This is a genomic window from Klebsiella sp. WP4-W18-ESBL-05, assembly GCF_014169075.1.
Taxonomy (GTDB): Bacteria; Pseudomonadota; Gammaproteobacteria; order Enterobacterales; family Enterobacteriaceae; genus Kluyvera; species Kluyvera ascorbata_B.
On record NZ_AP022057.1, the window covers coordinates 4618150 to 4642418 of the forward strand.

At 56.9% G+C, this 24269-nt stretch carries 22 protein-coding genes and 1 pseudogene; 6 read left to right on the forward strand and 17 right to left on the reverse strand.

Annotated features, from left to right (window positions below):
• Window positions 1-92: 92 nt before the first annotated feature.
• The 4 genes from aphA to dnaB all read right to left on the reverse strand — a co-directional run bounded on the left by aphA (window position 93) and on the right by dnaB (window position 4976).
• Entirely contained in the window at window positions 93-806 is a 714-nt protein-coding gene (gene aphA, locus H7R58_RS22035; protein WP_182928430.1) for an acid phosphatase AphA, read from the reverse strand.
• 199 nt (window positions 807-1005) lie between these two features.
• Window positions 1006-2199, reverse strand: a complete 1194-nt coding sequence (gene tyrB / locus H7R58_RS22040; RefSeq protein WP_106928566.1) for an aromatic amino acid transaminase — start codon at window positions 2197-2199, stop codon at window positions 1006-1008.
• Between the two features lie 234 nt (window positions 2200-2433).
• On the reverse strand, window positions 2434-3513 hold the full coding sequence (alr, locus tag H7R58_RS22045) for an alanine racemase (protein ID WP_182929637.1): 1080 nt from the start codon (window positions 3511-3513) through the stop codon (window positions 2434-2436).
• A gap of 47 nt (window positions 3514-3560) precedes the next feature.
• Window positions 3561-4976, reverse strand: a complete 1416-nt coding sequence (gene dnaB / locus H7R58_RS22050; protein WP_182929638.1) for a replicative DNA helicase — start codon at window positions 4974-4976, stop codon at window positions 3561-3563.
• Window positions 4977-5042: 66 nt separating this feature from the next.
• Between dnaB and H7R58_RS22055 the strand changes: the two genes are divergently transcribed.
• A complete protein-coding gene (locus H7R58_RS22055) occupies window positions 5043-6026 on the forward strand; it encodes a quinone oxidoreductase (RefSeq protein ID WP_182929639.1) in 984 nt (327 codons plus the stop codon).
• 173 nt (window positions 6027-6199) lie between these two features.
• On the opposite strand, the gene pspG is transcribed toward H7R58_RS22055, so the two are convergent.
• The 4 genes from pspG to H7R58_RS22075 all read right to left on the reverse strand — a co-directional run bounded on the left by pspG (window position 6200) and on the right by H7R58_RS22075 (window position 9679).
• Window positions 6200-6439 carry an envelope stress response protein PspG gene (gene pspG, locus H7R58_RS22060; protein WP_182929640.1) on the reverse strand — a complete coding sequence of 80 codons (240 nt, stop codon included), beginning with the start codon at window positions 6437-6439 and terminating at the stop codon, window positions 6200-6202.
• A gap of 141 nt (window positions 6440-6580) precedes the next feature.
• The gene (gene dusA / locus H7R58_RS22065; RefSeq protein WP_182929641.1) at window positions 6581-7579 is read right to left on the reverse strand and encodes a tRNA dihydrouridine(20/20a) synthase DusA; all 999 of its coding nucleotides are present in this window, start codon (window positions 7577-7579) and stop codon (window positions 6581-6583) included.
• Between the two features lie 191 nt (window positions 7580-7770).
• Window positions 7771-9018 (reverse strand): conjugal transfer protein TraF, encoded by a 1248-nt coding sequence (locus tag H7R58_RS22070; RefSeq protein WP_182934530.1) that lies wholly within the window; start codon window positions 9016-9018, stop codon window positions 7771-7773.
• A gap of 172 nt (window positions 9019-9190) precedes the next feature.
• Window positions 9191-9679: a cupin domain-containing protein gene (locus H7R58_RS22075; protein ID WP_106928657.1), complete on the reverse strand. Its 489-nt coding sequence runs from the start codon at window positions 9677-9679 to the stop codon at window positions 9191-9193.
• A 126-nt stretch (window positions 9680-9805) separates the two neighbouring features.
• Here H7R58_RS22075 and zur point away from each other — a divergent pair, with 126 nt between their 5' ends.
• A complete protein-coding gene (gene zur, locus H7R58_RS22080; protein ID WP_106928580.1) occupies window positions 9806-10321 on the forward strand; it encodes a zinc uptake transcriptional repressor Zur in 516 nt (171 codons plus the stop codon).
• 53 nt (window positions 10322-10374) lie between these two features.
• On the opposite strand, the gene H7R58_RS22085 is transcribed toward zur, so the two are convergent.
• The 4 genes from H7R58_RS22085 to H7R58_RS22100 form a co-directional block, all read right to left on the reverse strand.
• Window positions 10375-10584: a CsbD family protein gene (locus tag H7R58_RS22085; protein WP_106928582.1), complete on the reverse strand. Its 210-nt coding sequence runs from the start codon at window positions 10582-10584 to the stop codon at window positions 10375-10377.
• Window positions 10585-10708: 124 nt separating this feature from the next.
• The gene (gene dinF / locus H7R58_RS22090; protein WP_182934531.1) at window positions 10709-12028 is read right to left on the reverse strand and encodes an MATE family efflux transporter DinF; all 1320 of its coding nucleotides are present in this window, start codon (window positions 12026-12028) and stop codon (window positions 10709-10711) included.
• Window positions 12029-12093: 65 nt separating this feature from the next.
• Entirely contained in the window at window positions 12094-12702 is a 609-nt protein-coding gene (gene lexA, locus H7R58_RS22095; protein WP_064546646.1) for a transcriptional repressor LexA, read from the reverse strand.
• A gap of 99 nt (window positions 12703-12801) precedes the next feature.
• A complete protein-coding gene (locus tag H7R58_RS22100; protein WP_106928585.1) occupies window positions 12802-13170 on the reverse strand; it encodes a diacylglycerol kinase in 369 nt (122 codons plus the stop codon).
• 128 nt (window positions 13171-13298) lie between these two features.
• On the opposite strand from H7R58_RS22100, the gene plsB reads away from it, so the two are divergent.
• Complete coding sequence (gene plsB, locus H7R58_RS22105) at window positions 13299-15728, forward strand: glycerol-3-phosphate 1-O-acyltransferase PlsB (RefSeq protein WP_106928587.1); 2430 nt, start codon at window positions 13299-13301, stop codon at window positions 15726-15728.
• Between the two features lie 138 nt (window positions 15729-15866).
• Here the strand turns inward: plsB and ubiA are convergent, their stop codons facing one another.
• The 5 genes from ubiA to malK form a co-directional block, all read right to left on the reverse strand.
• The gene (gene ubiA / locus H7R58_RS22110) at window positions 15867-16739 is read right to left on the reverse strand and encodes a 4-hydroxybenzoate octaprenyltransferase (RefSeq protein ID WP_182929643.1); all 873 of its coding nucleotides are present in this window, start codon (window positions 16737-16739) and stop codon (window positions 15867-15869) included.
• 13 nt (window positions 16740-16752) lie between these two features.
• Window positions 16753-17250: a chorismate lyase gene (gene ubiC / locus H7R58_RS22115; RefSeq protein ID WP_182929644.1), complete on the reverse strand. Its 498-nt coding sequence runs from the start codon at window positions 17248-17250 to the stop codon at window positions 16753-16755.
• Window positions 17251-17437: 187 nt separating this feature from the next.
• Window positions 17438-18382 (reverse strand): maltose operon protein MalM, encoded by a 945-nt coding sequence (gene malM / locus H7R58_RS22120; RefSeq protein ID WP_182929645.1) that lies wholly within the window; start codon window positions 18380-18382, stop codon window positions 17438-17440.
• Between the two features lie 114 nt (window positions 18383-18496).
• Window positions 18497-19822: a maltoporin gene (locus H7R58_RS22125; protein ID WP_182929646.1), complete on the reverse strand. Its 1326-nt coding sequence runs from the start codon at window positions 19820-19822 to the stop codon at window positions 18497-18499.
• 100 nt (window positions 19823-19922) lie between these two features.
• A complete protein-coding gene (gene malK, locus H7R58_RS22130; RefSeq protein WP_106928597.1) occupies window positions 19923-21032 on the reverse strand; it encodes a maltose/maltodextrin ABC transporter ATP-binding protein MalK in 1110 nt (369 codons plus the stop codon).
• A gap of 372 nt (window positions 21033-21404) precedes the next feature.
• Here malK and malE point away from each other — a divergent pair, with 372 nt between their 5' ends.
• From malE to malF, 3 genes and pseudogenes are all read left to right on the forward strand, one after another.
• On the forward strand, window positions 21405-22595 hold the full coding sequence (gene malE, locus H7R58_RS22135; RefSeq protein ID WP_106928598.1) for a maltose/maltodextrin ABC transporter substrate-binding protein MalE: 1191 nt from the start codon (window positions 21405-21407) through the stop codon (window positions 22593-22595).
• 10 nt (window positions 22596-22605) lie between these two features.
• Window positions 22606-22770: pseudogene (locus tag H7R58_RS25675) on the forward strand (hypothetical protein); the annotation flags it as partial.
• On the forward strand, window positions 22725-24269 hold the full coding sequence (gene malF, locus H7R58_RS22140) for a maltose ABC transporter permease MalF (protein ID WP_106928600.1): 1545 nt from the start codon (window positions 22725-22727) through the stop codon (window positions 24267-24269). The pseudogene H7R58_RS25675 and the gene malF, both read left to right, overlap by 46 nt.

The window sequence follows — 24269 nt, forward strand, 5'->3', positions numbered from 1 at the left end:
CCGAAAGGATAAACCTTTCCGCGCCTGATTTTGACTAAAAAAGCATCATTTATTGATGGGGTGTTCGGAACACATTGTGGGCCGGATAAGCGCTAGTACTCGGAGTTAACGATCACTTCTTCGTTAAACGCACCCGCCTGCGGCAGTGGGCGATAGGTTGAGTTAGAGGCGCGCAGGACGCGGATACCGCGGGCTCCCACTTCACGCGCGGCGGTGATATCGTTATCGGAATCACCGTAGAACACCCTGATATTTTTCTCTTTCAGCCACTGGGTCTTCGTGTTCTGACCGGGATGGTCGCCGGCAAAAATAACCGGGTTCATGTTCGCCCCGGGGATCAGGAAATCATCCTGCAGGGTCTTCGACACCGTCTCGGTTTTGGTCTGGCTGCGCCCGGTAATGAAATAGATGCTGTCGCCGCGCTTGATGTGCATGGCAATCAGCGAACGGGCGACCTCTTTTGGAATGCTGAACGCATCCCAGCCGTTATTCATTTTTTCCCAGAACTCGGCATTCTTTAAGTAGTCCTGGCTGTCCGGAGAATACGTTTTCTGCCCGCGCCAGAAGCCGGGGCTGGAGAACAGCACGGTATCGTCGATATCAAAGCCGACGGCCATCGGCGGATGGCTCAGCAGACTGTTTTCAATCTGCGCCACGGATACCCAGTGGATTGGCGCCTGTTCAGCCAGTTTCGCCACATCGGTACCGGGGTAAAGCGGAGAAGGTGACGAAGCGTGAGCCGTCACCGTTGAATTCAGTGCAAATAACAAGCAGACGGCACTGAGAGCTTGCGTGATCTTGCGCATGTTTTCCCTTAATTCGTCGAGTCGTTATTGTAATAAAGTGAGTGCTACTTCAAATAAAGCCTCTGGGACCTTACCGTCTGAGGGGGGTGAAAGAAAGGAATTTCTAAGATTAATCCTGAAATAAATAGGGTGATCACATTTTGCTTCTTAAGAATCACTCTGGCTCAGCATAACGTTCCGAACCAGAGTGAGCACTTGCTTACATCACAGCAGCAAAGGCTTTTGCCACGCGCTGGACGTTGCGGCTGTTCAGTCCCGCCACGCACATACGCCCGCTGGCGATCAGGTAAATACCGAACTCATCGCGCAGACGATCGACCTGAGCGGCGCTCAGCCCGGTATAGCTGAACATCCCACGCTGCTTAAGCAGGTAATCGAAATTACCGTTCGGCATCTCTTGTTTCAGCACGTTCACCAACGCCTGGCGCATGTCGAGAATGCGCGTACGCATGCTTTCGACTTCCGCCAACCAGTTTGCCTTCAATTGCTCGTCGCCGAGCACCGCGGCAACCACCTGCGCACCAAAGTTTGGCGGGCTGGAGTAGTTGCGGCGGACGGTAGCTTTTAGCTGGCCCAGCACGCGCAGCGCCGTTTCGCTGTCGTCGCAGATAACCGAGAGGCCGCCAACGCGCTCGCCGTAAAGGGAGAAGATTTTTGAGAACGAGTTGCTGACCAGCGCCGGCAGGCCCGCATCGGCAATTGCGCGAATAGCATACGCGTCGTCGTCCATCCCCGCACCAAAGCCCTGGTAGGCAATATCAAGGAACGGAATCAGGTCGCGCGCCTTCAGCACGTCAACCACGCCGTCCCATTGCGCAGGGGTGAGATCCGCGCCGGTTGGGTTATGGCAGCACGGATGCAGCAGCACGATGCTGCGCGGCGGCAGCGCATTCAGCGCCTCCAGCAGCGCATCGTAGCGTACGCCGTTGGTCTCGTTGTCGAACCACGGATAGGTGCCAACGGTGAAGCCTGCCCCCTCAAAAATAGCGATGTGGTTTTCCCACGTCGGATCGCTGACCCAGACGCCGGAGTCCGGGAAATAGCGTTTGAGGAAGTCTGCGCCAATCTTCAGCGCGCCGGAGCCGCCGAGGGTTTGAATGGTGGCCACGCGCTGTTGCTGAAGAACCGGGTGCTCCGCGCCAAACAGCAGCGGTGCCACGGTGTGACGATAGCTGTTCAGCCCTTCCATCGGCAGGTACAGCGAAGCGCCGTGCGGCTGCGCGTTAAGGTGCGCTTCGGCATCCGCTACCGCCTGTAGCTGCGGAATGATGCCATCTTCGTTGTAATACAAGCCGATGCTGAGGTTAACTTTGTCGCTGCGCGGATCCTCTTTAAAACGTTCCATTAAAGAAAGGATAGGGTCGCCCGCATAGGCGTCAACTTTTTGAAACACGCGATGGTTCTCCAGGTTTACAGAAGGCAGGAAATAACACAATAAACCGGATAGGAAGGAAGGTCGAGCGGTTGTTGCGGTTGATGAAAAGATTGCCGGATGGCGGCGTAAACGCCTTATCCGGCCTACGACCTCTGCGCGATGGAGGCCAAATAAACTCAGCCACCACCCGGCCCACGAGCCATGCGCGATGTAGGCCGGATAAGCGCAAGCGCCATCCGGCACCCTACAGCACTAATCGATATACTTCATCGCCACCCGAGACGTCAGGCGCGTAATAAGTTCGTAAGCACTCACTTTCGTGATTTCGGCAATGCGTTCAACCGGCAGGCCCTCGCCCCACAGCGTCACCGGATCGCCGGCTTTGTCCCGCGCTTGCGGACCTAAATCGACGCAAATCATATCCATGGCGACGCGGCCAACCAGCGGCACTTCGCGGCCGTTGACCAGCACCGGCGTACCGGACGGCGCAGCGCGCGGGTAACCATCGCCGTAGCCCATCGCCACCACGCCAAGACGGGTATCGCGTTCGCTGATCCAGGTACCGCCGTAGCCGACAGGTTCGCCCGCTTTATGCTCGCGTACCGCAATCAGGCTTGAGGTCAGCGACATGACTGGCTGCATACCGAAATCCGGCCCCCAGGGCTTTTGCTCCAGCGGCGACACGCCGTAGAGGATGATGCCCGGGCGCGCCCAGTCAAAGTGCGATTGCGGCCACAGCAAAATGCCGCCGGAGGCCGCGATGGAACGCAGGCCGGGCTTGCCGTCGGTAAAGGCGGTGAAAATCGCGAGCTGCTTTTCGGTCGCGCCGCATTCCGGTTCGTCGGCACGAGCAAAGTGGCTGACGACGTTCACCGGCTGGCGCACGTTTTTGCAGGCGCTCAGGCGCTGGTAGAAGGCCTCGGCGTCTTCCGGGCGTACGCCCAGACGGTGCATGCCGGTGTCGAGCTTCATCCAGACGGCGACCGGTTCGCTCAGTTCGGCGCTTTCCAGCGCCTCAAGCTGTTCCATGTTATGCACGGCGGTATGCAGATGCTGTGCGGCAATCGTCGGCAGGTCGGTCGCGTTAAAGAAGCCTTCCAGCAGCAGAATCGGCTGGGTGATGCCGCCCTCACGCAGGCGCAGCGCCTCTTCCAGGCGGGCAACGCCAAAAGCATCGGCGTCGGGGAGCGTTCGCGCGGTCTCGAGGAGGCCGTGTCCGTAAGCGTTCGCTTTCACCACCGCAACCAGCTTGCTGGCAGGCGCCAGTTCGCGCAGACGTTGCAGGTTGTGTCGCAGAGCGCGGCGGTTAATGACTACAGTAGCCGCTTGCATTTTTATTCCTTGATAAGTATTTGCTTGAGTCACCAGATTCAGCGTTGTTATTCGTCGTCGTACTGCGGGCCAGCGTAGTTATCGAAGCGCGACCACTGGCCGTTAAACGTCAGGCGCACCGTGCCGATCGGGCCGTTACGCTGTTTACCGATGATAATCTCAGCGATGCCTTTTAAGTCACTGTTTTCGTGATAAACCTCATCACGATAGATAAACATGATTAAGTCAGCATCCTGCTCGATGGAGCCGGATTCACGCAGGTCGGAGTTGACCGGGCGCTTGTCCGCGCGCTGTTCCAGAGAGCGGTTAAGCTGCGACAGCGCCACCACCGGCACATGTAATTCTTTCGCTAACGCTTTGAGTGAACGTGATATTTCGGCGATTTCCAGCGTACGGTTGTCAGAGAGCGACGGCACGCGCATCAGCTGGAGGTAGTCGATCATGATAAGCCCGATGCCGCCGTGCTCACGAGCGATACGGCGCGCGCGGGAGCGCACTTCCGTCGGCGTCAGGCCGGAAGAGTCGTCAATGTAAATATTGCGTTTTTCCAGCAGTATCCCCATGGTGCCAGAGATGCGCGCCCAGTCTTCATCATCGAGCTGGCCGGTACGGATTTTGGTCTGGTCCACCCGCGACAGCGAGGCCAGAGAACGCATCATAATCTGTTCCGATGGCATCTCAAGAGAGAAGATAAGGACCGGTTTATCCTGCAACATCGCCGCATTTTCGACGAGGTTCATTGCAAATGTCGTTTTACCCATCGAGGGACGAGCAGCGACGATAATCAGATCCGACGGCTGTAAACCAGCGGTTTTCTTGTTGAGATCGTCGTAGCCGGTGTTCACCCCGGTAACGCCGTCGTGCGGCTGCTGGAATAGCTGTTCGATACGCGCGACGGTAGCGTCGAGCACATCGGTAATGTTTTTCGGGCCTTCGTCTTTATTGGCGCGGCTCTCGGCGATTTTAAACACCCGGGATTCAGCGAGATCCAGCAGGTCCTCGCTGGTGCGCCCCTGCGGGTCGAAACCGGCTTCGGCAATTTCATTGGCCACCGAGATCATTTCGCGAACGACTGCACGTTCGCGAACAATGTCGGCATAAGCGCTGATGTTTGCCGCACTTGGCGTATTTTTTGACAATTCCGCCAGATAGGCGAAGCCGCCGACGCTGTCCAGTTGCCCCTGTCGCTCCAGCGATTCCGCGAGCGTAATCAGGTCTATCGGGCTGCCGCCTTCCTGTAAACGCCCCATCTCCGTAAAGATATGGCGGTGCGGACGGGTGTAGAAATCCTCCGCAACCACGCGTTCAGCGACGTCGTCCCAGCGCTCGTTATCCAGCATCAAACCGCCCAACACCGACTGTTCCGCTTCAATCGAGTGCGGCGGTACTTTCAGCCCTGCCACCTGCGGATCGCGGTCGCGAGCTTCGGCTTGAGGTTTGTTGAAGGGTTTATTTGCTGCCATAGTGAATGGTATTACCGAGATAAAGAGTGGGTCGAAAGATTACCACATAATTGTTCAGGAGGAAGCATGGCAACCCGTATTGAATTTAGCAAACATGGCGGCCCGGACGTGCTCAACGCCGTTGAATTCACCCCTAACGCCCCTGCCGAGAACGAAGTGCAGGTAGAAAACAAAGCTATCGGCATCAACTACATTGATACCTATATTCGCAGCGGGCTCTATCCGCCGCCATCGCTGCCGAGTGGCCTGGGTACCGAAGCCGCTGGCGTAGTCAGCCAGGTGGGCAGCAACGTTAAGCATATCAAGATAGGCGATCGCGTGGTCTACGCGCAGTCGGGCCTTGGCGCTTACAGCTCGGTGCACAACGTCGCGGCGGATAAAGTGGCTCTGCTTCCGGCAGCCATCTCCTATGAACAGGCTGCAGCTTCCTTCCTCAAAGGGTTAACCGTCTACTATCTGCTGCGTAAAACCTATGAAATTAAGCCCGGCGAACCGTTCCTGTTCCACGCTGCGGCGGGCGGCGTGGGGCTGATTGCCTGCCAGTGGGCGAAAGCGCTGGGGGCGAAGCTGATTGGTACCGTCGGCAGCGCAGAGAAAGCGAAGCGCGCGCTGCAGGCAGGTGCCTGGCAGGTGATTAACTACCGTGAAGAGAACATTGCCGAACGCGTCAAAGAAATAACCGGCGGTAAAAAGCTGCCGGTGGTGTACGACTCGGTGGGGAAAGATACCTGGGAGGCCTCGCTCGACTGCCTGCAGCGTCGCGGTCTGATGGTCAGCTTCGGCAATTCATCCGGCCCGGTGACCGGCGTGAATCTGGGGATCCTCAATCAGAAAGGCTCGCTGTTCGTGACCCGTCCTTCCCTCTACGGCTATATCACCACCTACGACGAGCTGAAAGAGGCCAGCCACGAACTGTTCTCACTGATCGCCAGCGGCATTATCAAGGTAGACGTGGCGGAAAGTCAGAAGTACCCGCTGAAGGAAGCGCGTCGCGCGCATGAGATTCTGGAAAGCCGGGTAACGCAAGGCTCAAGCCTGCTGATTCCTTAAGTGTTTTCACTGCACAAAAGACTAGGGCTTCCCGCAGGAAGCCCTTTCTTTTTTTAGTTCGGCTGTATGTAGGGTACAGCACGATGAATTCGTTATCGGCGGTAATAGTGACAGATTTATTACGCGGATCCTACGGAGATTTATGCAAAAATATCGAGGTTGTGACACACCCCTCAATACCTCCGGTAATTGCTGCGGTACGGTGGATTTTTCGGCCCCTTGATCGCCCGGATAATCCACACCGCTGCCACCGCCAGAATTAACCACGGCAGCAGCTTGATCATCATCGCAAACAGTCCGCCGACGAACATCAGTACCGCCGCCACAACAAGTGCGGCGAGAATGCCAAGCAGGGAAATCCCCGTCACCAGCAGCATCACAAAAAAGCCAATCACAAATAACAGTTCCAGCATGGTCGTGCCCCCGGAAAATAGACGTTTCTCTGATGTCACTATTACAAAAACCGTGCCAAAAATAACTTATTGATTATCAACAAAAACGCCCCGCGACAATGCGCAGGGCGTGGTGAATTTGACCAGATTTTAGCGAAAAATTTAGCGCTTATCGGCCACCAGCTTCAGCGCATGCTCCAGTACGTTAATATCGGCCCCGGCCTTGTGCGCGTTTTCGCTCAGATAGCGACGCCATTGGCGCGCACCGGGGATGCCCTGGAACAGCCCCAGCATGTGACGAGTGATATGTCCAAGATAGGTGCCGTTGCTCAGCTCACGCTCGATGTACGGATACATCGCGCGCACCACCGCCACCGGGTCGGCATCGACGTCGGTGGCGCCGAAGATTTCACGATCGACCGACGCCAGAATACCCGGGTTTTGATAGGCTTCACGGCCCACCATCACGCCGTCCATATGTTCCAGATGCGCCCTGGCCTCTTCCAGCGATTTAATGCCGCCGTTGATGGACATCGTCAGATGCGGGAAATCGCGCTTGAGCTGATACACACGCGGGTAGTCCAGCGGGGGAATTTCGCGGTTCTCTTTCGGGCTCAGGCCTGAAAGCCAGGCTTTACGGGCGTGGATGATAAACATCTCACATTCGCCGCGGCCGGAAACCGTGTCGATGAAATCGCAGAGGAATTCATAGCTGTCCTGATCGTCAATACCAATACGGGTTTTCACCGTCACCGGAATGGACACCACGTCGCGCATCGCCTTGACGCAGTCTGCCACCAACTGCGCGTTGCCCATCAGGCAGGCGCCAAACATACCGTTCTGTACGCGATCGGACGGGCAACCGACGTTAAGGTTGATTTCGTCATAGCCGCGTTCCTGCGCAAGCGCGGCACACTGCGCCAGCGCCGCCGGGTCGCTGCCGCCAAGCTGCAGGGCAACCGGATGCTCTTCTTCGCTATACGCCAGATAATCGCCCTTACCGTGAATAATTGCCCCGGTCGTCACCATTTCGGTATACAGCAGCGTGTGCCGGGACAGCAGGCGCAAGAAGTAGCGGCAGTGCCTGTCGGTCCAGTCGAGCATCGGCGCGATGGAGAAACGGTGAGCGGGGAAAGTAGCGGTCGAGGATTCTGACAACATGGTGATTATTTAAGCATCCGGAAAAATGGGCGGCTACTATAGCACAAACCTTGAGCGCGGATGTAGCGAATCCCCGGTGGGTAACACGCTGGCAGCTGGGGTAAGCCTGATAAGCACTGCGCCATCAGGCGGTCCAGCGCACATTGCCGGATGGCGACGTAAACGCCTTATCCGGCCTACAAGATCCGTGGTCAGAACATGACGCTAAGCTGCATCCCCGCCCCCCAGGTTTGCTCTTCGCCGTACAGTCCCATCAGATCGACGTGCACCCGATTAAAGGGCGCAAAGCCGACGCCGCCAGTAAAGACGTTGCTGTCGTTATTTTTTACATCAGCGCGATAACCCGCGCGCACCGCCAGCCAGTCCAGCGGGCGCACTTCTGCGCCAACGCCTACGTACTGCGACGCCTCTTCACTTTTAAAGCCCTTGGTTTGCGTCAAATCACCATCGACGCTTAAGGTCACGAGATCGGTGTGCCAGGCCACCCCAGCGGTCACCAGTGGACGTATCTGGTAGGTATCGCGCACGCCGGCCACTTCTTTGGTATCAATATCGCGCGAGAACAGGTTTTGCCCGCTGAGCCCCACCGTCCAGCTCTCGCCAAAATCGGCAGTCATCCCGGCATCGACGTTAAAGCCCGTATCATCATTGCGATAGCGGCTGCTGTTGATGTCGTCGCTGCTGAAGTTGTAGATAGAGACGGTGTAGTTATAGAGCCAGGTTTGCTGGAGCTTCGGCGTAATGCCCAGTGAAATCGGTACGCCGCCAGGATTAAACTGACGGGCCATCGCCACGCCGTAGTCAGAGACGATCGCTGCGCGGCCAAATCCCTGTGATTTCAGATTGTTGGGGTCGACCGCCAGCACGCTGGCCGGCACCGCCTGCACGCGGCACAGCGTGTCGATGTCACCCTGGTCGATATACGAGCTGAGGCGCGCGCGCGCGTTGGCCTTTGCCACAAACGCCACCGCCAGTACATCGTTCGGCACTGCCACCACCATCCCTGCCCCCGCTTTCGCGCTGGCAGTTTTGCCCTTCAGGGATGATAGCCGATCCGCCAGATCCCCCGCCGCACCGGATACCTGACGATAACCCGGGCTGCCGGGGACAAACAGCTGCACCGGATTCACACCGTTGAGCGCTTTACGGTAGCCATTCACATCGTCGCTGATATCGTCGATTTCGCTGCGCAGATCGTCCTTATCGGATATCTGCGCGCCGATCGTCGGAAAAACCAGCGTCACCGCGTCGTCAGGCTGCGACCTGGCCAGCAGCGCGGGGTTAATCAGCGCCCCGCTGGCGTACGGCGCCGAAGCCACCCCCGTGCCACCCATCGCATCGCTTCGGGCCTCAACCCAGCCGTTTGCCGCCTCTGCCTGCCCTGCCATAATGAAAGAGACAGCGATCCCCATCAGCGAAAATTTGTCGTTTTTTTTCACAGTTTGCTCGTCTTATTGTCTGTTATGAAACAATCCCCCCTTCGTTATCACCTGAACGGGGGCGAACTATTGCTGTGAATAACGGGACAAAAAGCGTTCTGTTCCCTTAACTGAAATTTTCTACAAGCTGGTTATTATTAATAAGCACCCTAATCTTTTATAGAAGATAAGATTACTTTCGCCCAGGTTTTCCGTCGTGCGGGCCAAAAAATTGCGGTGGGTGATCCACCCAGCGGTCTTCGCGCGTGACGGCATAAGCAGCGTTCAACGGGTAGTAAATACGGTTATGCTTTTTGTTGGCTTCACCCACCACCAGCAGCCGTACCTCTTCGCTGGTGTTGTTGATGAAGGTATGGCATACGCCGGTTCCGGCCGGAAAACCAACGCTGTCACCCGGTTCAAGTTTCCACAAATAGCCGTTAATCCACGCCTGTGGATAGCCTTCCAGCACGTAGATAAACTCTTCCTCGTCGCTTTCGGCGTGCGGATACGAGGTGCGGCGGCCGGGCGGTAATCGTTCGTGGTGAATGCCGATATGCCTGAGCCCCAGCGCACGGGCCAGCGGCGCACCGATGGCAAAACGCTCGTCGCTGTCGGGGTAAGTGGAGTCGTCGGGTCCTTCAACATCGCGCCAATGGCGAATACAGTCGGGTCTTTTCATCATTTTTCATCCTGAGTGTGAAGTTCACCTGCTATAACACACCTATAGCACACCTGTGGAAACTCGGTGTTTCCGGCATAACATGGTAAAGTAGGGGTTTATTTCACCCGTAACCCGAGGACGCCAATGGATAAGACCACCACGCAAGAACTGTTAGCGCAGGCTGAGAAGCTGTGCGCGCAACGCGGCGTGCGCCTGACTCCGCAACGTCTGGAAGTGTTGCGCCTGATGAGCCTGCAGGAAGGGGCGATTAGCGCCTATGACCTGCTGGACCTGCTGCGCGAGAAAGAACCCCAGGCCAAACCGCCAACCGTCTATCGCGCGCTGGAGTTTCTGCTTGAGCAAGGCTTCGTACACAAGGTGGAATCCGCCAACAGCTACGTGCTCTGTCATCTGTTCGATCAGCCGACGCATACCTCCGCGATGTTTATCTGCGATCGCTGCGGCGTGGTGAAAGAAGAGTGTGCAGAAGGGGTGGAAGATATCATGCATACGCTGGCGGCGAAAATGGGCTTTGCCCTACGCCACAACGTCATTGAGGCCCATGGCCTATGCTCTGCCTGCGTCGAGGTTGAAGCCTGCCGCGCGCATGAGCACTGTCATCACGACCATACCATTCAGTTGAAGAAAAAGGCCCGCTAACCGAGCGATTAGCGGGGGGAGTACATCCGTGTACTCCGGGCAGGAGAAGCGCGTTACCAGCGGATATTGTGGCGTTTATCCCAGCTGTCGACCTCTTTTTCCGCCTGATCTTTCGCGTATCCGTAGCGTTCCTGAATTTTACCGACCAGCTGGTCGCGTTTGCCTTCGATCACCGTCATATCATCGTCGGTGAGTTTGCCCCATTGCTCTTTCACTTTACCTTTAACCTGTTTCCAGTTACCGCCGATTTCGTCTTTATTCATCGTCGAATCCTCGATCGTCAGTGAGTGAATAGCGAAAGAGACACGTTCTTTTTCGCTAAGCGTGAGGTTAATTGTAGTCAGTCATTCTGGGTTCATTTCACTATTCGGAATCTTTAACCATTTCTCAGGAAAACCAGCTATTGTTTCGCCAATGGCGACGCCAGATATACGCCAGCGACAGCCCGCGCAGCGCGAGGAATACAGCCAGCGCCAGCCACAGCCCGTGGTTGCCGAGCAGCGGCAGCGCCAGCAGCGTTAGCGCAAAGCCTAAGGCGGCCACCGCCATACTGTTTCGCATTTCAGCGCCGCGCGTTGCGCCGATAAACATCCCGTCCAGCAAATAGCACCACACGCCGATCGCCGGCAGCACAACCTGCCAGAGCACATAGCGATCGGCAAGCTGCTGCAGTTCAGGTAGCGACGTTAACAGCGCGACAATCTGTTGCCCCAGCAGCGCGTACACCAGCGCAAACGCCAGCGCGACCACGCCCGCCTGACGGCATGCGGCGTGCCAGACCTCCAGCAGCTTGCTGCCATCGCGCGCCCCGAAAGCCTGCCCGGAATGGGCCTCCACCGCGTAGGCAAAGCCGTCCAGCGCATAGGCTGTAAACGTCAGCATGGTCATCAGCACCGCGTTTACCGCCACCACGTCGCCGCCGAGGCGCGCACCGAAAACGGTCACCGCACCAAAGCACAGCTGTAACAGCAGGGAACGCAGCATAATGTCGCGGTTCAGCGCCAGCAGACGGCGAATGTTGCCGCGCCAGGCGTTTTTCAGCATCAGCCAACTGATGCCCCGCATCACCAGCACCTTGCGGACCATCACCAGCCCGACCAGCAGCGTGGCGTATTCGGCAAGCGCCGTCGCCAGCGCCGCCCCCTGTACGCTCATGTGCAGCCCCATCACCAGCCATAGGTCGAGCACGATATTCAGGACATTGCCCACCACCAGTAAAACAACCGGCGCACGAGCGTACTGTACGCCCAGCAGCCAGCCCAGCAGCACAAGGTTAGCCAGCGCCGCGGGGGCGCTGAGCCAGCGGATGGTCAGAAAACGCCGCGCCTGCTCCGGCACCTCGCCGCTGCCGCCAACGATGGAGAGCGCCAGATTGATCAGTGGCGTTTTCAGCAGAATAATCAGCAGCCCGGCCCCCAGCGCCAGCATGAGCGGCTGCACCAGCGCGCGAGCCAGCGCCTGCGGATCCTTCGCACCAAACGCCTGTGCCGTCAGACCGGTCGTGCTCATGCGCAAAAACAGCAGCAGCATAAACAGGAAGCTGGTCGCGGTCGCGCCAATCGCCACGCCGCCCAGATAAACAGGGCTATCGAGATGACCAATCACGGCGGTGTCCACCAGCCCGAGCAACGGGACGGTAATGTTGGAGAAAATCATGGGTAGCGCAAGGCGCCACAGGGCCTTATCGGCGGAGGTAAGTAGCGGCATGAGTGTCGACCAGAAAGGAAAAAGACGGCGATACGGGGCGTATCGCCGTCATGAGAAAGCGGGTGTTACAGCCATTCGCCGTTGCGAATAACGCCAACGGCCAGTCCTTCGATCGAGAAATTCTGCTGGCGCAGATCGACCACGATAGGTTTAAATTCGCTGTTTTCCGGCAGCAGTTCGACGACGTTACCCTGTTTTTTCAGGCGTTTCACCGTCACTTCTTCATCAATGCGCGCGACCACAACCTGGCCGTTACGCACGTCCTGCGTTTTATGCACGGCAAGGAGGTCGCCGTCCATAATACCGATGTCTTTCATCGACATGCCGCTGACGCGAAGCAGGAAGTCGGCGCTGGGTTTAAACAGCGAGGGATCGACCTGATAATGACCTTCGATATGCTGCTGCGCCAGCAACGGCTCACCCGCCGCGACGCGGCCCACCAGCGGCAGGCCCTCTTCTTCTTCCACCAGCAGGCGGATACCGCGAGAAGCGCCGGATACAATCTCAATGACACCTTTACGCGCCAGCGCTTTCAGGTGCTCTTCAGCCGCGTTCGGGGAACGGAACCCCAAGCGCTGAGCAATTTCCGCACGCGTCGGCGGCATGCCCGTCTGGCTGATATGATCCCGGATGAGATCAAACACCTCTTGCTGCCTGGTCGTTAACGCTTTCATTCCGCCCCCTGGGTGTATATACAGTTATGCTGTGAGTATATACAGCTAGTGTCTATTTTGAAACCATAAAACGCACGAAATCAGGCAGTTTTCACAGCTTTAGTGGAAATGCGCCCACAGCAGCATGCCCCAGGTGATCAGCGCGACAAAAATCGCCAGCAGCACCGCCGCCGACCCCATGTCTTTTGCCCGTCCGGACAGTTCGTGATACTCCGAGCCAATGCGATCGACTACGGCTTCCAGCGCACTATTGAGAATTTCCACTATCATCACCAACAGGACGGAACCGATAAGCAGCACGCGGGTAATCGCATCGACATCCAACCAGCAGGCGATGATAATCGCCAGCACCGACGCGACGCCCTCCTGGCGGAATGCGGCTTCGTTGATCCACGCCGCGCGAAATCCTTTCCAGGAATAGCCCGCTGCTTTGATGATTCGGGTGAGCCCGGTGGTATTATTGGCCATCTCAAGAACCTTTTTTGTTATTACGTCAATGACAATGCGAGTTATGCAGCGGTAGAACAGAAATTCTGCTGACTTTCTGATATTCTTGCCGCGCATTTGCATGATTAACCAGAGGCTTTACATCGTTTATGTCCGGCTGGCCACGAATTTACTACAAATTACTGAATTTACCATTAAGCGTACTGGTAAAAAGCAAGTCTATTCCGGCAGAACCTGCCCAGGAACTGGGGCTCGATACGTCGCGCCCGATTATGTACGTCCTGCCTTATAACTCTAAGGCCGACTTGCTGACGCTGCGCGCCCAGTGCCTGGCGCATGATTTACCCGATCCGCTTGAACCGTTGGAAATCGACGGCACTCTGCTGCCGCGCTACGTGTTTATTCACGGCGGCCCGCGCGTGTTCACTTACTACACGCCAAAGGAAGAGTCGATCAAGCTGTTCCACGACTATCTCGATCTGCACCGCAGCAATCCGGACCTGGATGTGCAAATGGTGCCGGTTTCCGTGATGTTCGGGCGCTCTCCGGGCCGCGAAAAAGGCGAGGAAAATCCGCCGCTGCGTATGCTCAACGGCTTCCAGAAATTCTTCGCCGTCTCCTGGCTTGGTCGCGATAGCTTCGTGCGCTTCTCGCCGTCTGTGTCGCTGCGCCGCATGGCCGACGAACACGGCACCGATAAAATCATCGCCCAGAAGCTAGCACGCGTTGCCCGCATGCACTTTGCCCGTCAGCGCCTGGCTGCGGTTGGCCCGCGCCTGCCGGCACGTCACGACCTGTTCAAAAAGCTGCTGGCTTCGAAAGCCATTGCGAAAGCGGTCGAAGATGAAGCGCGCAGCAAAAAAATCTCCCATGAAAAAGCACAGCAGAATGCGATTGCGCTAATGGAAGAAATTGCGGCCAACTTCTCCTACGAGATGATTCGCCTGACTGACCGTATCCTCAGCTTCACCTGGAACCGTCTATACCAGGGCATTAACGTCCATAACGCCGAGCGCGTACGCCAGCTGGCGCACGACGGCCATGAAATTGTCTATGTGCCCTGCCACCGTAGCCACATGGACTACCTGCTGCTCTCTTACGTGCTCTATCATCAGGGCCTGGTGCCGCCGCATATTGCCGCCGGTATCAACCTGAACTTCTGGCCAGCCGGTCCGATTTTCCGTCGTCTGGGCGCGTTCTTTATTCGCCGTACCTTTAAGGGTAACAAGCTTTACTCCACCGTGTTCCGTGAATACCTTGGCGAGCTGTTCAGCCGCGGCTATTCCGTCGAGTACTTCGTGGAAGGCGGGCGCTCGCGTACCGGCCGTCTGCTGGACCCGAAAACCGGCACCCTGTCGATGACCATTCAGGCGATGCTGCGCGGCGGTTCCCGACCTATCACCCTGGTGCCGATTTACATCGGCTACGAGCACGTGATGGAAGTGGGTACCTACGCCAAAGAGCTGCGCGGCGCGACGAAAGAAAAAGAGAGCCTGCCGCAGATGCTGCGCGGGCTGAGCAAGCTGCGCAACCTCGGCCAGGGCTATGTCAACTTCGGCGAACCGATGCCGCTGATGACCTACCTGAACCACCACGTGCCGGAATGGCGCGAGTCTATCGACCCAATCGAAGCCGTGCGTCCGGCATGGCTGACGCCGACCGTCAACAAGCTGGCAGGCGAGCTGATGGTGCGTATTAACAACGCCGGTGCGGCGAACGCGATGAACCTGTGCTGCACCGCGCTGCTGGCCTCGCGCCAGCGTTCGCTCACCCGCGAGCAGCTGACGCAGCAGGTAGAATGCTACCTGGCACTGATGCGCAATGCGCCGTATTCACCGGATGCCACCGCGCCGAAAGCCACCGCCAGCGAGCTTATCGACCATGCTCTGCAGATGAATAAGTTCGAAGTCGAGAAAGACACTATCGGCGACATCATTATTCTGCCGCGCGAGCAGGCGGTGCTGATGACCTATTACCGCAACAACATCGCGCACATGCTGATCATGCCGTCGCTGCTGGCGGCCATCATGACCCAGCATCGTGAGATCTCTCGCGAGCAGGTGCTGAGCATCATTGGTACGCTGTACCCGATGCTCAAAGCCGAGCTGTTCCTGCGCTGGGATCGCGAGGCGCTGCCGTCGGTGATGGACACCCTGATTGCCGAAATGGTCCGTCAGGAGCTGATTACCGAGCAGAACGGCAACCTGCGGATTAACGCTTCGCACTCCCGCACGCTGCAACTGCTGGCCGCTGGCGCACGCGAAACGCTGCAGCGCTATGCGATCACCTTCTGGCTGCTGAGCGGCAACCCGTCGATGAACCGCAGCACGCTGGAGAAAGAGAGCCGTACGCTGGCACAGCGTTTGTCGGTGCTGCACGGCATCAACTCGCCGGAGTTCTTTGATAAAGCGGTGTTCTCCTCGCTGGTGCTGACGCTCCGCGATGAGGGTTATATCAGCGACAGCGGTGACGCCGAGCCGGAAGAGACGATGAAGGTTTACCAGATGATGGCGGGCCTGATTACCTCGGACGTGCGCTTGACGATTGAGAGCGTAACGCAGGAAGAGGCGGCGCAGTAAAAACAAAAATCCCCGGTCAGAAAGCCGGGGATTTTTTTATCGCGTGGTGACCGAATGCCACGCCTGATGGCGCTGCGCTTATCAGGCCTACACACGCGAGTGGCAGCGTAGCCCGAATAAGGCGTTTACAGGCCGCATTTAAAACTGCCAGTAGCTCATCGCCAGGCCAATAAACAGCACCAGCCCCACGTAGTTATTGTTCATAAATGCCTGGAAGCACGGGCCGCGTTCGCGGTGGCGAATCAGCTTCTGTTGGTAGACAAACAGCGCACCGGCGATCAGAATTGACCAATAGAACGCCCAGTGTAGCCCGTTCAACCAGCCGATCGCGGCCATTAATACCAGCACACAGGCTTGCAGAATGCCAATAATCAGCCGGTCATTGTCACCGAACAGAATCGCCGTGGATTTGATACCGATTTTCACGTCATCGTCACGGTCTACCATCGCGTACTGCGTGTCGTAAGCCACCGCCCACAGAATATTCGCCAGCAGCATCAGCCAGCAGCTCAGCGGCAGCGTCTCGCTCACCGCCGCAAAGGCCATCGGAATTGACCAGCCAAATGCCGCGCCCAGCACCACCTGCGGCAGATGGGTATAACGTTTCATAAACGGGTAAACCCACGCCAGCGCCAGCGCCGCGATTGACAGTAAAATGGTCATCGCGTTGAGCGTCAGCACCAGCAGGAAGGAAAGCGCCACCAGCACGATAAACAGCGTACGGGCCTCTTTCTCCGTGACCGCCCCGCTCGGCAACGGTCGATTTGCCGTCCGTTTGACGTGACCGTCAAATTTACGATCCGCATAGTCGTTCACTACGCAGCCCGCGGCGCGCATCAGCCATACGCCCGCCACAAAGACCGCCAGGATCCACAGCGGCGGCACACCCGGCGAGGCGACCCACAGCGCCCACAGCGTCGGCCACAGCAGCAGCAGCGCGCCGATCGGTTTGTCCGTGCGCATCAGCCGATGGTAGGCCAGCAGCTTATTCTGCTTCAGACTCCACTCCATTCTTTTTTTCCTCTCAGTACAGCGGCGATGCCGGTAAAAACAGCTCGGTTAACAGCAGCGGTTTACCGCTTAAGCGGAGGCGGGAACGACGCCCCCACAGCGCATCATGACGACCTATCTCAATAAAATCTCGCGTCAGCGTTGACGACGTAAACAGGTAGCGACCCAGCGGCGTTTGCCCCAGGTTTTGCAGCGCCAGCTCCGGCCCGCAGAGGGTCGACTCTGGCACCACGGTGCGCCCGGCAAGCCACGGTTCACCGCCGACGCACAATAATATTTCCCGCAGCCAATAGCGAGCCTCTTCTGGCAGCAGATGCTGCTCAGCCGCCAGCGCGTCGCGGCTGACAAATTCTTCATTTAATAGCGTGACGCTGACGGGTTTCCCGAACTGCTCAAACCGTTTGGTCATGGAATCTTCCAGCATCAGCCAGTCGCGCTGAGCGGGTTCAAGCGGGGGAATGACGTCAAAATAGCGCAGCGCGCGTAGTTGCGTCAGTGCAGAGTGCGACATGCCTGTCTCTCCAATACAAAGCGTTTCGCCATTGTATCGCAGAAAGTCGCGTGAGGGGGTGCAGGAATGGTCAAATACGATCATTAGCGCAACAGCAGTGCAACAGTTTGCGTTGCGCGATAAAAAAGGTGCGCCCACAAGGGCACACCGAAAGGCTTCGCCTAAACATCAGCGCTGCGGGGAGAACTTACCCCTTGCCTTTTACAGCGCCGATAAAGGTGGAACGAGCAGATTTAGAGCCCAGGCGCTCGGCTTCATTCATCAGCTTGAGGGCTTTATCGATATCCCCTTTCGCTACCGCCTGTTTAATGCCGTTGTTGAAATAGCTTTCCGTATCATCCAGCATCGGTTCCGCCTTCGCCGCTGGCGCTGGCGCAGGTGCTGCAACTGGGGCTGCCGCTGGCGCGCTGTAGGCCGGTGCCGCCGTGTTGCCGACGGTGACCGGCGCCGGGCCGGAAGAGCCGAACAGCGGGCCAACCAGCACGCTGGAGCTGCTGTTGGTTTTCACTTTCAGCTTCACTAAGCCGTCGGTAATGTGTTTGGCTACCGGGTCCGGAATATCCGGTACGGCGTTACCGGTGCCTTTCGCGTAGGCTTTTGCCGGGTCCAGCAGAGTCGTGGTCTGCTGGAGATCTTTCTCGGTCGTAAAGACCAGGACATACAGCTTCTGCTGGCCCAGCGCTGGCGTCAGGCGCATCACCCCTTCCAGACGGTCGGCGCTCATCACGCCCGGTGCCTGGTAGGTGAAGTAGCTGCTAGGGAAGAAGGCAGAAGGCGTCATGTTCTGATCGAGAATCAGCACGTTTGGCGCAAATACGTTAGTTTGCTTGTTGACTTCACTGGTCAGGGTCAGCGTCAGTTCACCGATGTTAGCCGGGACGCTGTAGGCCGCCACGTTGCCGGTGATACCAGGAACGTTCAGGCTCTGACCGCCGGTCGCAAGCTGGGTGGACTGCACTTTGGATTGGTCGACCGGCGTCCAGGTCAGCTGCTGAAGCGCAGAGGTTGGAATCGTCGGGGCGGCGCTGGTGTTTTGTGGCACATAGTTGACGTCGGCGAGGCTGATGCCCGGGACGCTCGCCATTAATCCAGCAGATAAGCAGAGAGCAACGAGACTTTTTTTCATTTTCATTATGATGACCTCAGAATGCGGAGTTCTAGCGGTAGCCAGGCAATAGCGCGCTAAACCTCAAGGAACAGAGGGGCTTATGCCCCTCGTCGGTTGTTACGTCAGGTTAGTGCTGAATTACCACCAGATTTCCATCTGAGCACCGAAGGACCACTCATCGCTGTCGCCACGGCTGTAGGTTTTCGCGCTGGTATCTTTGTAAGCAATACCGTTGTCATAACCCCATTTCTCATCCCACTTCGCGTAGGTTGCGAACACGCGGATGGCCGGACGGGACCAGATGCTGTCGCCAGCCTGCCACTGTTGCGCCAGGGTGATTTTGTACTGGTTGTTGGTGTCGCCGGTACGCTGAGACTTCACGTTGTCGTAACCCACTTCCATCAGGGTACTCATGATTGGCGTCCATTTGTACATTGGACGAACGCCGACGGTCCACCACTTGGTGCCGTTACCGTCGTCACGGTCGATATTCTGGTACATACCGACGTACATCAGGTCAACTTTGTCGCCCAGGGAGATTGCGCCGTGGTCGAGGATACGCCACATGTCGCCATCGTTATTGATCTTGTTGTTTACAATACCGATTTCGGTATCTTTGTTGTAATCGTTACCGGTGAAGGAGCCTTGAGACTGGCCTTTACCCTGAGTGGTCATCGAGTCAGTTGCGTACTGAACAACAAACTTGTTGTAGCCTTTCAGCATGCTCTGAGTGTGTTCTGCAGTGAACATCCAGCCGTCTTTTGACGCGCCGTCAGCGAGGCTGTAGCCGTCGGTGTAGTTCGCACGACCGTAGTCAACGCCCAGCTCCAGCACGCCGTCCGGGTTGGTTTCCAGACCGGCTAAACGAACGTCAAACACGTCGTTGGCGGTATCTTTATAGTTCTTGTAGGTGTCGTTGCTGGTGAAGATGTAAGAACCACCGGCTTCCTGAGAACGGGTCGCTGCCAGAGACAGTTTACCGAAGCCCAGATCGACGTTTTCGATACCTGCACCAGGACCCGAGATATCCCAGTAGTAGAAGTCGATCATGTGAACGTCATGACGCTGGTAGAAACGCTTACCGGCCCAGATGGTGGAGCCTGGCAGCCAGTCGATCAGGTTTTTACCCTGGACGTTCGCTTCACGGAACGCTGGGTCAGTCGGTTCCCAGTCGTTCTGCTGTGCGACGGAGTAAGCCACGTTGGTGTCGAAGTAGAAGCTCTTATCGCCTTCTTTCCACACTTCCTGGCCTAATTTCAATTCGGCATAGGTTTCACATTCGTTACCCAGACGGTATTTACTTTGAGCACCGGTTGCCTGGAAACACTGTTGTTCGCCACCGCTACCCGTCCAGCCGATGCCGGAACGCGCGTAGCCATGAAAATCTACGGCCATTGCCTGAGCAGACATAATGCCTGCTGCGACGGCAACCGCCACGGGGAGTTTGCGCAGAGTAATCATCATTCTATCTCCTGAGATCATTGCTTTTCTTTTTTAACATTTCACCCCGTATCGCCTTATCGCTAGCGACGTGGGGGTTAGATGTTTGCTTTTTATGGGGCCTTTAAACGCCGGGCTCTTTATGCAGCCGACGACATGCGGTGCCATCCTCACGGAACAGATGACAGCGCTCTGGCGGCAAGCCAATGGCGAATGTGGCACCCTCTTCTACCAACACCACGTCGTTCTGGCGGTAAACCAGGTTCTGACGAATGGCGGGGATCTGGATATGAATTTGCGTTTCGTTGCCCAGCTGCTCGACAACATGCACCACGCCTTCCAGCGTCACATCGGCGATGTGGCTCGGCATCAGGTGCTCCGGGCGAATGCCCAGCGACATGTTGGCGCCAACCTGCACGTTGTTACTCTCAACCGGCAGCCAGATTTGCTGATGGTTTGGCAGCTCAACCTGGACCTGTTCGATGGCGGTGGCGGTGACTTTGACCGGCAGGAAGTTCATCTTCGGCGAACCAATAAAGCCCGCGACAAAGCGATCGGCCGGATAGTGATACAGCTCAAGCGGTTTACCGACCTGTGCAACGCGACCCGCGTCCAGCACCACGATTTTGTCGGCCAGGGTCATGGCTTCGACCTGATCGTGGGTCACGTAAATCATCGTGCGGCCCAGACGTTTATGCAGACGGGAGATTTCAATACGCATCTGTACGCGCAGCGCGGCGTCCAGGTTAGAAAGGGGTTCATCCAGCAGGAACACGCGCGGCTCGGCCACCAGCGTACGGCCGATAGCGACACGCTGACGCTGACCGCCGGACAGGGCCTTCGGTTTACGTTCCAACAGATGGGCTAATTGCAGAACTTCAGAAACCTGATTAACGCGCTGGTTGATCACTTCTTTTTTAGCGCCGGCCAGCTTCAGGCCAAAAGACATGTTCTCGGCAACGGATAAATGGGGGTACAGCGCATAAGACTGGAACACCATCCCCACGCCGCGTTCGGCGGGCGGAACATCGTTCATGCGGGTTTCACCGATGAACAGATCGCCGCTGGTGATGGTTTCGAGACCCGCGATCATACGCAGCAACGTCGATTTGCCGCAGCCGGACGGCCCGACAAACACCACGAACTCCCCTTCCTGGATATCGAGGTTGATATCTTTTGATACCACCACGTCGCCCCAGGCTTTCGTTACATTGCGTAGCTGTACGTTCGCCATGCCCTTCTCCCTCGTTACAACTTGTCACCAAACGACACATTCAAGATGAACCTGACTATGCAACACACATCATTGAGGTGAATCCTCCACCCCCCCTGTTTTTTATGGGGGAGGAGACGGGAGGATGAGAAGGCGCGCTCTGCCCCCGGCGGCGCAGCCTCCGAACGAAAATCGTGACGGGGCCGACAAAAAACGGCGCTTTTTTTTGTGCGCTGGGACTCATAACCGGGGTTTATGTTACAGCGATCACATTAATCACCCTCGGGGCGTAGAGGTCAGGAGGATGGAAAGGGGTTGCTAAAAAAGGAAACTCAACGACGTTAAACCACCTCTGTGTATCCACGAGTACATCACCTAGAAAGGACGGGATATATGAAAATCAAAACTGGCGCTCGCATCCTCGCGCTGTCCGCATTGACCACGATGATGTTTTCCGCCTCTGCTTTGGCAAAAATTGATGAGGGAAAGCTGGTTATCTGGATCAACGGCGACAAGGGCTATAACGGCCTGGCCGAGGTAGGTAAGAAATTCGAGAAAGATACGGGCATTAAAGTGACCGTAGAACATCCGGATAAGCTGGAAGAAAAATTCCCACAGGTTGCCGCAACCGGCGACGGCCCGGATATCATCTTCTGGGCGCATGACCGCTTTGGCGGCTACGCGCAGTCTGGTCTGCTGGCGGAAGTCACCCCGGACAAAGCCTTCCAGGACAAACTCTATCCGTTCACCTGGGACGCCGTACGCTACAACGGCAAGCTGATTGCTTACCCGATTGCGGTAGAAGCGCTCTCCCTGATTTACAACAAAGACCTCGTGCCTAACCCGCCGAAAACCTGGGAAGAAATTCCTGCGCTGGATAAAGCGCTGAAGGCGAAAGGTAAATCTGCGCTGATGTTTAACCTGCAAGAACCGTACTTCACCTGGCCGCTGATTGCCGCCGACGGTGGCTACGCGTTCAAATTTGAGAACGGCAAGTACGACGTCAAAGACGTGGGCGTGGACAACGCTGGCGCGAAAGCGGGCCTGACCTTCCTGGTTGACCTGATCAAAAACAAACACATGAACGCCGATACCGATTACTCCATTGCTGAAGCCGCCTTCAACAAAGGCGATACCGCGATGACCATCAACGGTCCGTGGGCGTGGTCAAACATCGACAAGAGCAAAATCAACTACGGCGTGACGCTGCTGCCAACCTTCAAAGGCAAGCCGTCTAAACCGTTCGTCGGTGTTCTGAGCGCCGGTATCAACGCCGCGAGCCCGAACAAAGAGCTGGCGAAAGAGTTCCTCGAAAACTACCTGCTGACCGACCAGGGCCTGGCAGAAGTGAACAAGGACAAGCCGCTGGGCGCCGTTGCGCTGAAATCCTTCCAGGATCAGTTAGCCAAAGACCCGCGTATCGCGGCCACTATGGATAACGCCCAGAAAGGCGAAATCATGCCGAACATCCCGCAGATGTCTGCATTCTGGTATGCCGTTCGTACCGCCGTTATCAACGCCGCCAGCGGTCGTCAGACCGTCGATGCTGCGCTGAAAGACGCGCAGGGTCGTATCACCAAGTAATGCTGTCGATGTGCCTGATGGCGCTTCGCTTATCAGGCCTACGGAGGATTGTAGGCCGGATAAGGCATTTATGCCGCCATCCGGCACTTCTCCGGCCAGGAAGTTTCACCGTTGTAGAGGAAGATCCCCATGGATGTCATTAAAAAGAATCATTGGTGGCAAAGCGACACGCTGAAATGGTCAGTGATTGGTCTGCTGGGCCTGCTGGTGGGTTACCTTGTAGTTTTAATGTACGCACAAGGGGAGTACCTGTTCGCCATCATGACGCTGATTTTAAGCTCAGCGGGCCTGTATATTTTTGCCAACCGTAAAACCTACGCCTGGCGCTACGTTTACCCTGGCATGGCCGGGATGGGGCTGTTCGTCCTGTTCCCGCTGATTTGTACCATCGCCATCGCCTTTACCAACTACAGCAGCACCAACCAGCTCACCTTCGAGCGCGCCCAGCAGGTACTGATGGACCGTTCTTATCAGGCGGGCAAAACCTATAACTTCACCCTCTTCCCGGCGGGCGATGAGTGGCAGCTGGCCCTCACCGACGGCGAAAGTGGTAAAAATTATCTGTCCGACGCTTTTAAAATTGGCGGCGAGCAGAAGCTGCAGTTAAAAGAAACCGACGCCCTGCCAACCGGCGAGCACGCGCCGCTGCGCGTCGTTACCCAGAACCGCCAGGCGCTGAATCAGCTCACCGCGGTACTGCCGGATGAAAGCAAAGTGACCATGAGCTCACTGCGCCAGTTCTCTGGCACCCAGCCGCTGTATACGCTGGCCGACGACGGCCTGCTGACCAACAACCAGAGCGGCGTCAAATATCGCCCTAACAGCGATATTGGTTTCTATCAGAGCGTTAACGCCGACGGCAGCTGGGGCAGCGAACAGCTGAGCCCGGGCTACACCGTCAGCATCGGCTGGGACAACTTCACCCGCGTCTTTACCGACGAGGGCATCCAGAAGCCGTTCTTCGCTATCTTCGTCTGGACCATCGTCTTCTCGGTGCTGACCGTTATTCTGACCGTGGCCGTTGGCATGGTGCTGGCCTGTCTGGTGCAATGGGAAGCGCTGAAGGGCAAAGCCATTTACCGCGTGCTGCTGATTCTGCCGTACGCCGTGCCGTCCTTTATCTCGATTCTGATTTTCAAAGGGCTGTTCAACCAGAGCTTTGGTGAAATCAACATGATGCTGAGCGCGCTGTTCGGTATCAAACCGGCCTGGTTCAGCGATCCGACCACCGCCCGCTCGATGATTGTTATCGTCAACACCTGGCTGGGTTACCCGTACATGATGATTCTGTGCATGGGCCTGCTGAAAGCGATTCCGGACGACCTGTACGAAGCCTCGGCAATGGATGGCGCCGGTCCGTTCCAGAACTTCTTTAAAATTACGTTCCCGATGCTGATTAAGCCGCTGACGCCGCTGATGATTGCCAGCTTCGCCTTTAACTTTAACAACTTCGTGCTGATTCAGCTGTTGACCAACGGCGGTCCGGATAGACTCGGCACCACCACACCGGCCGGCTATACCGACCTGCTCGTGAGCTACACCTACCGTATCGCCTTCGAAGGCGGCGGCGGTCAGGACTTCGGCCTGGCGGCGGCGATTGCCACGCTGATCTTCTTGCTGGTAGGGGCACTGGCTATCGTGAACCTGAAAGCCACGCGCATGAAGTTTGATTAA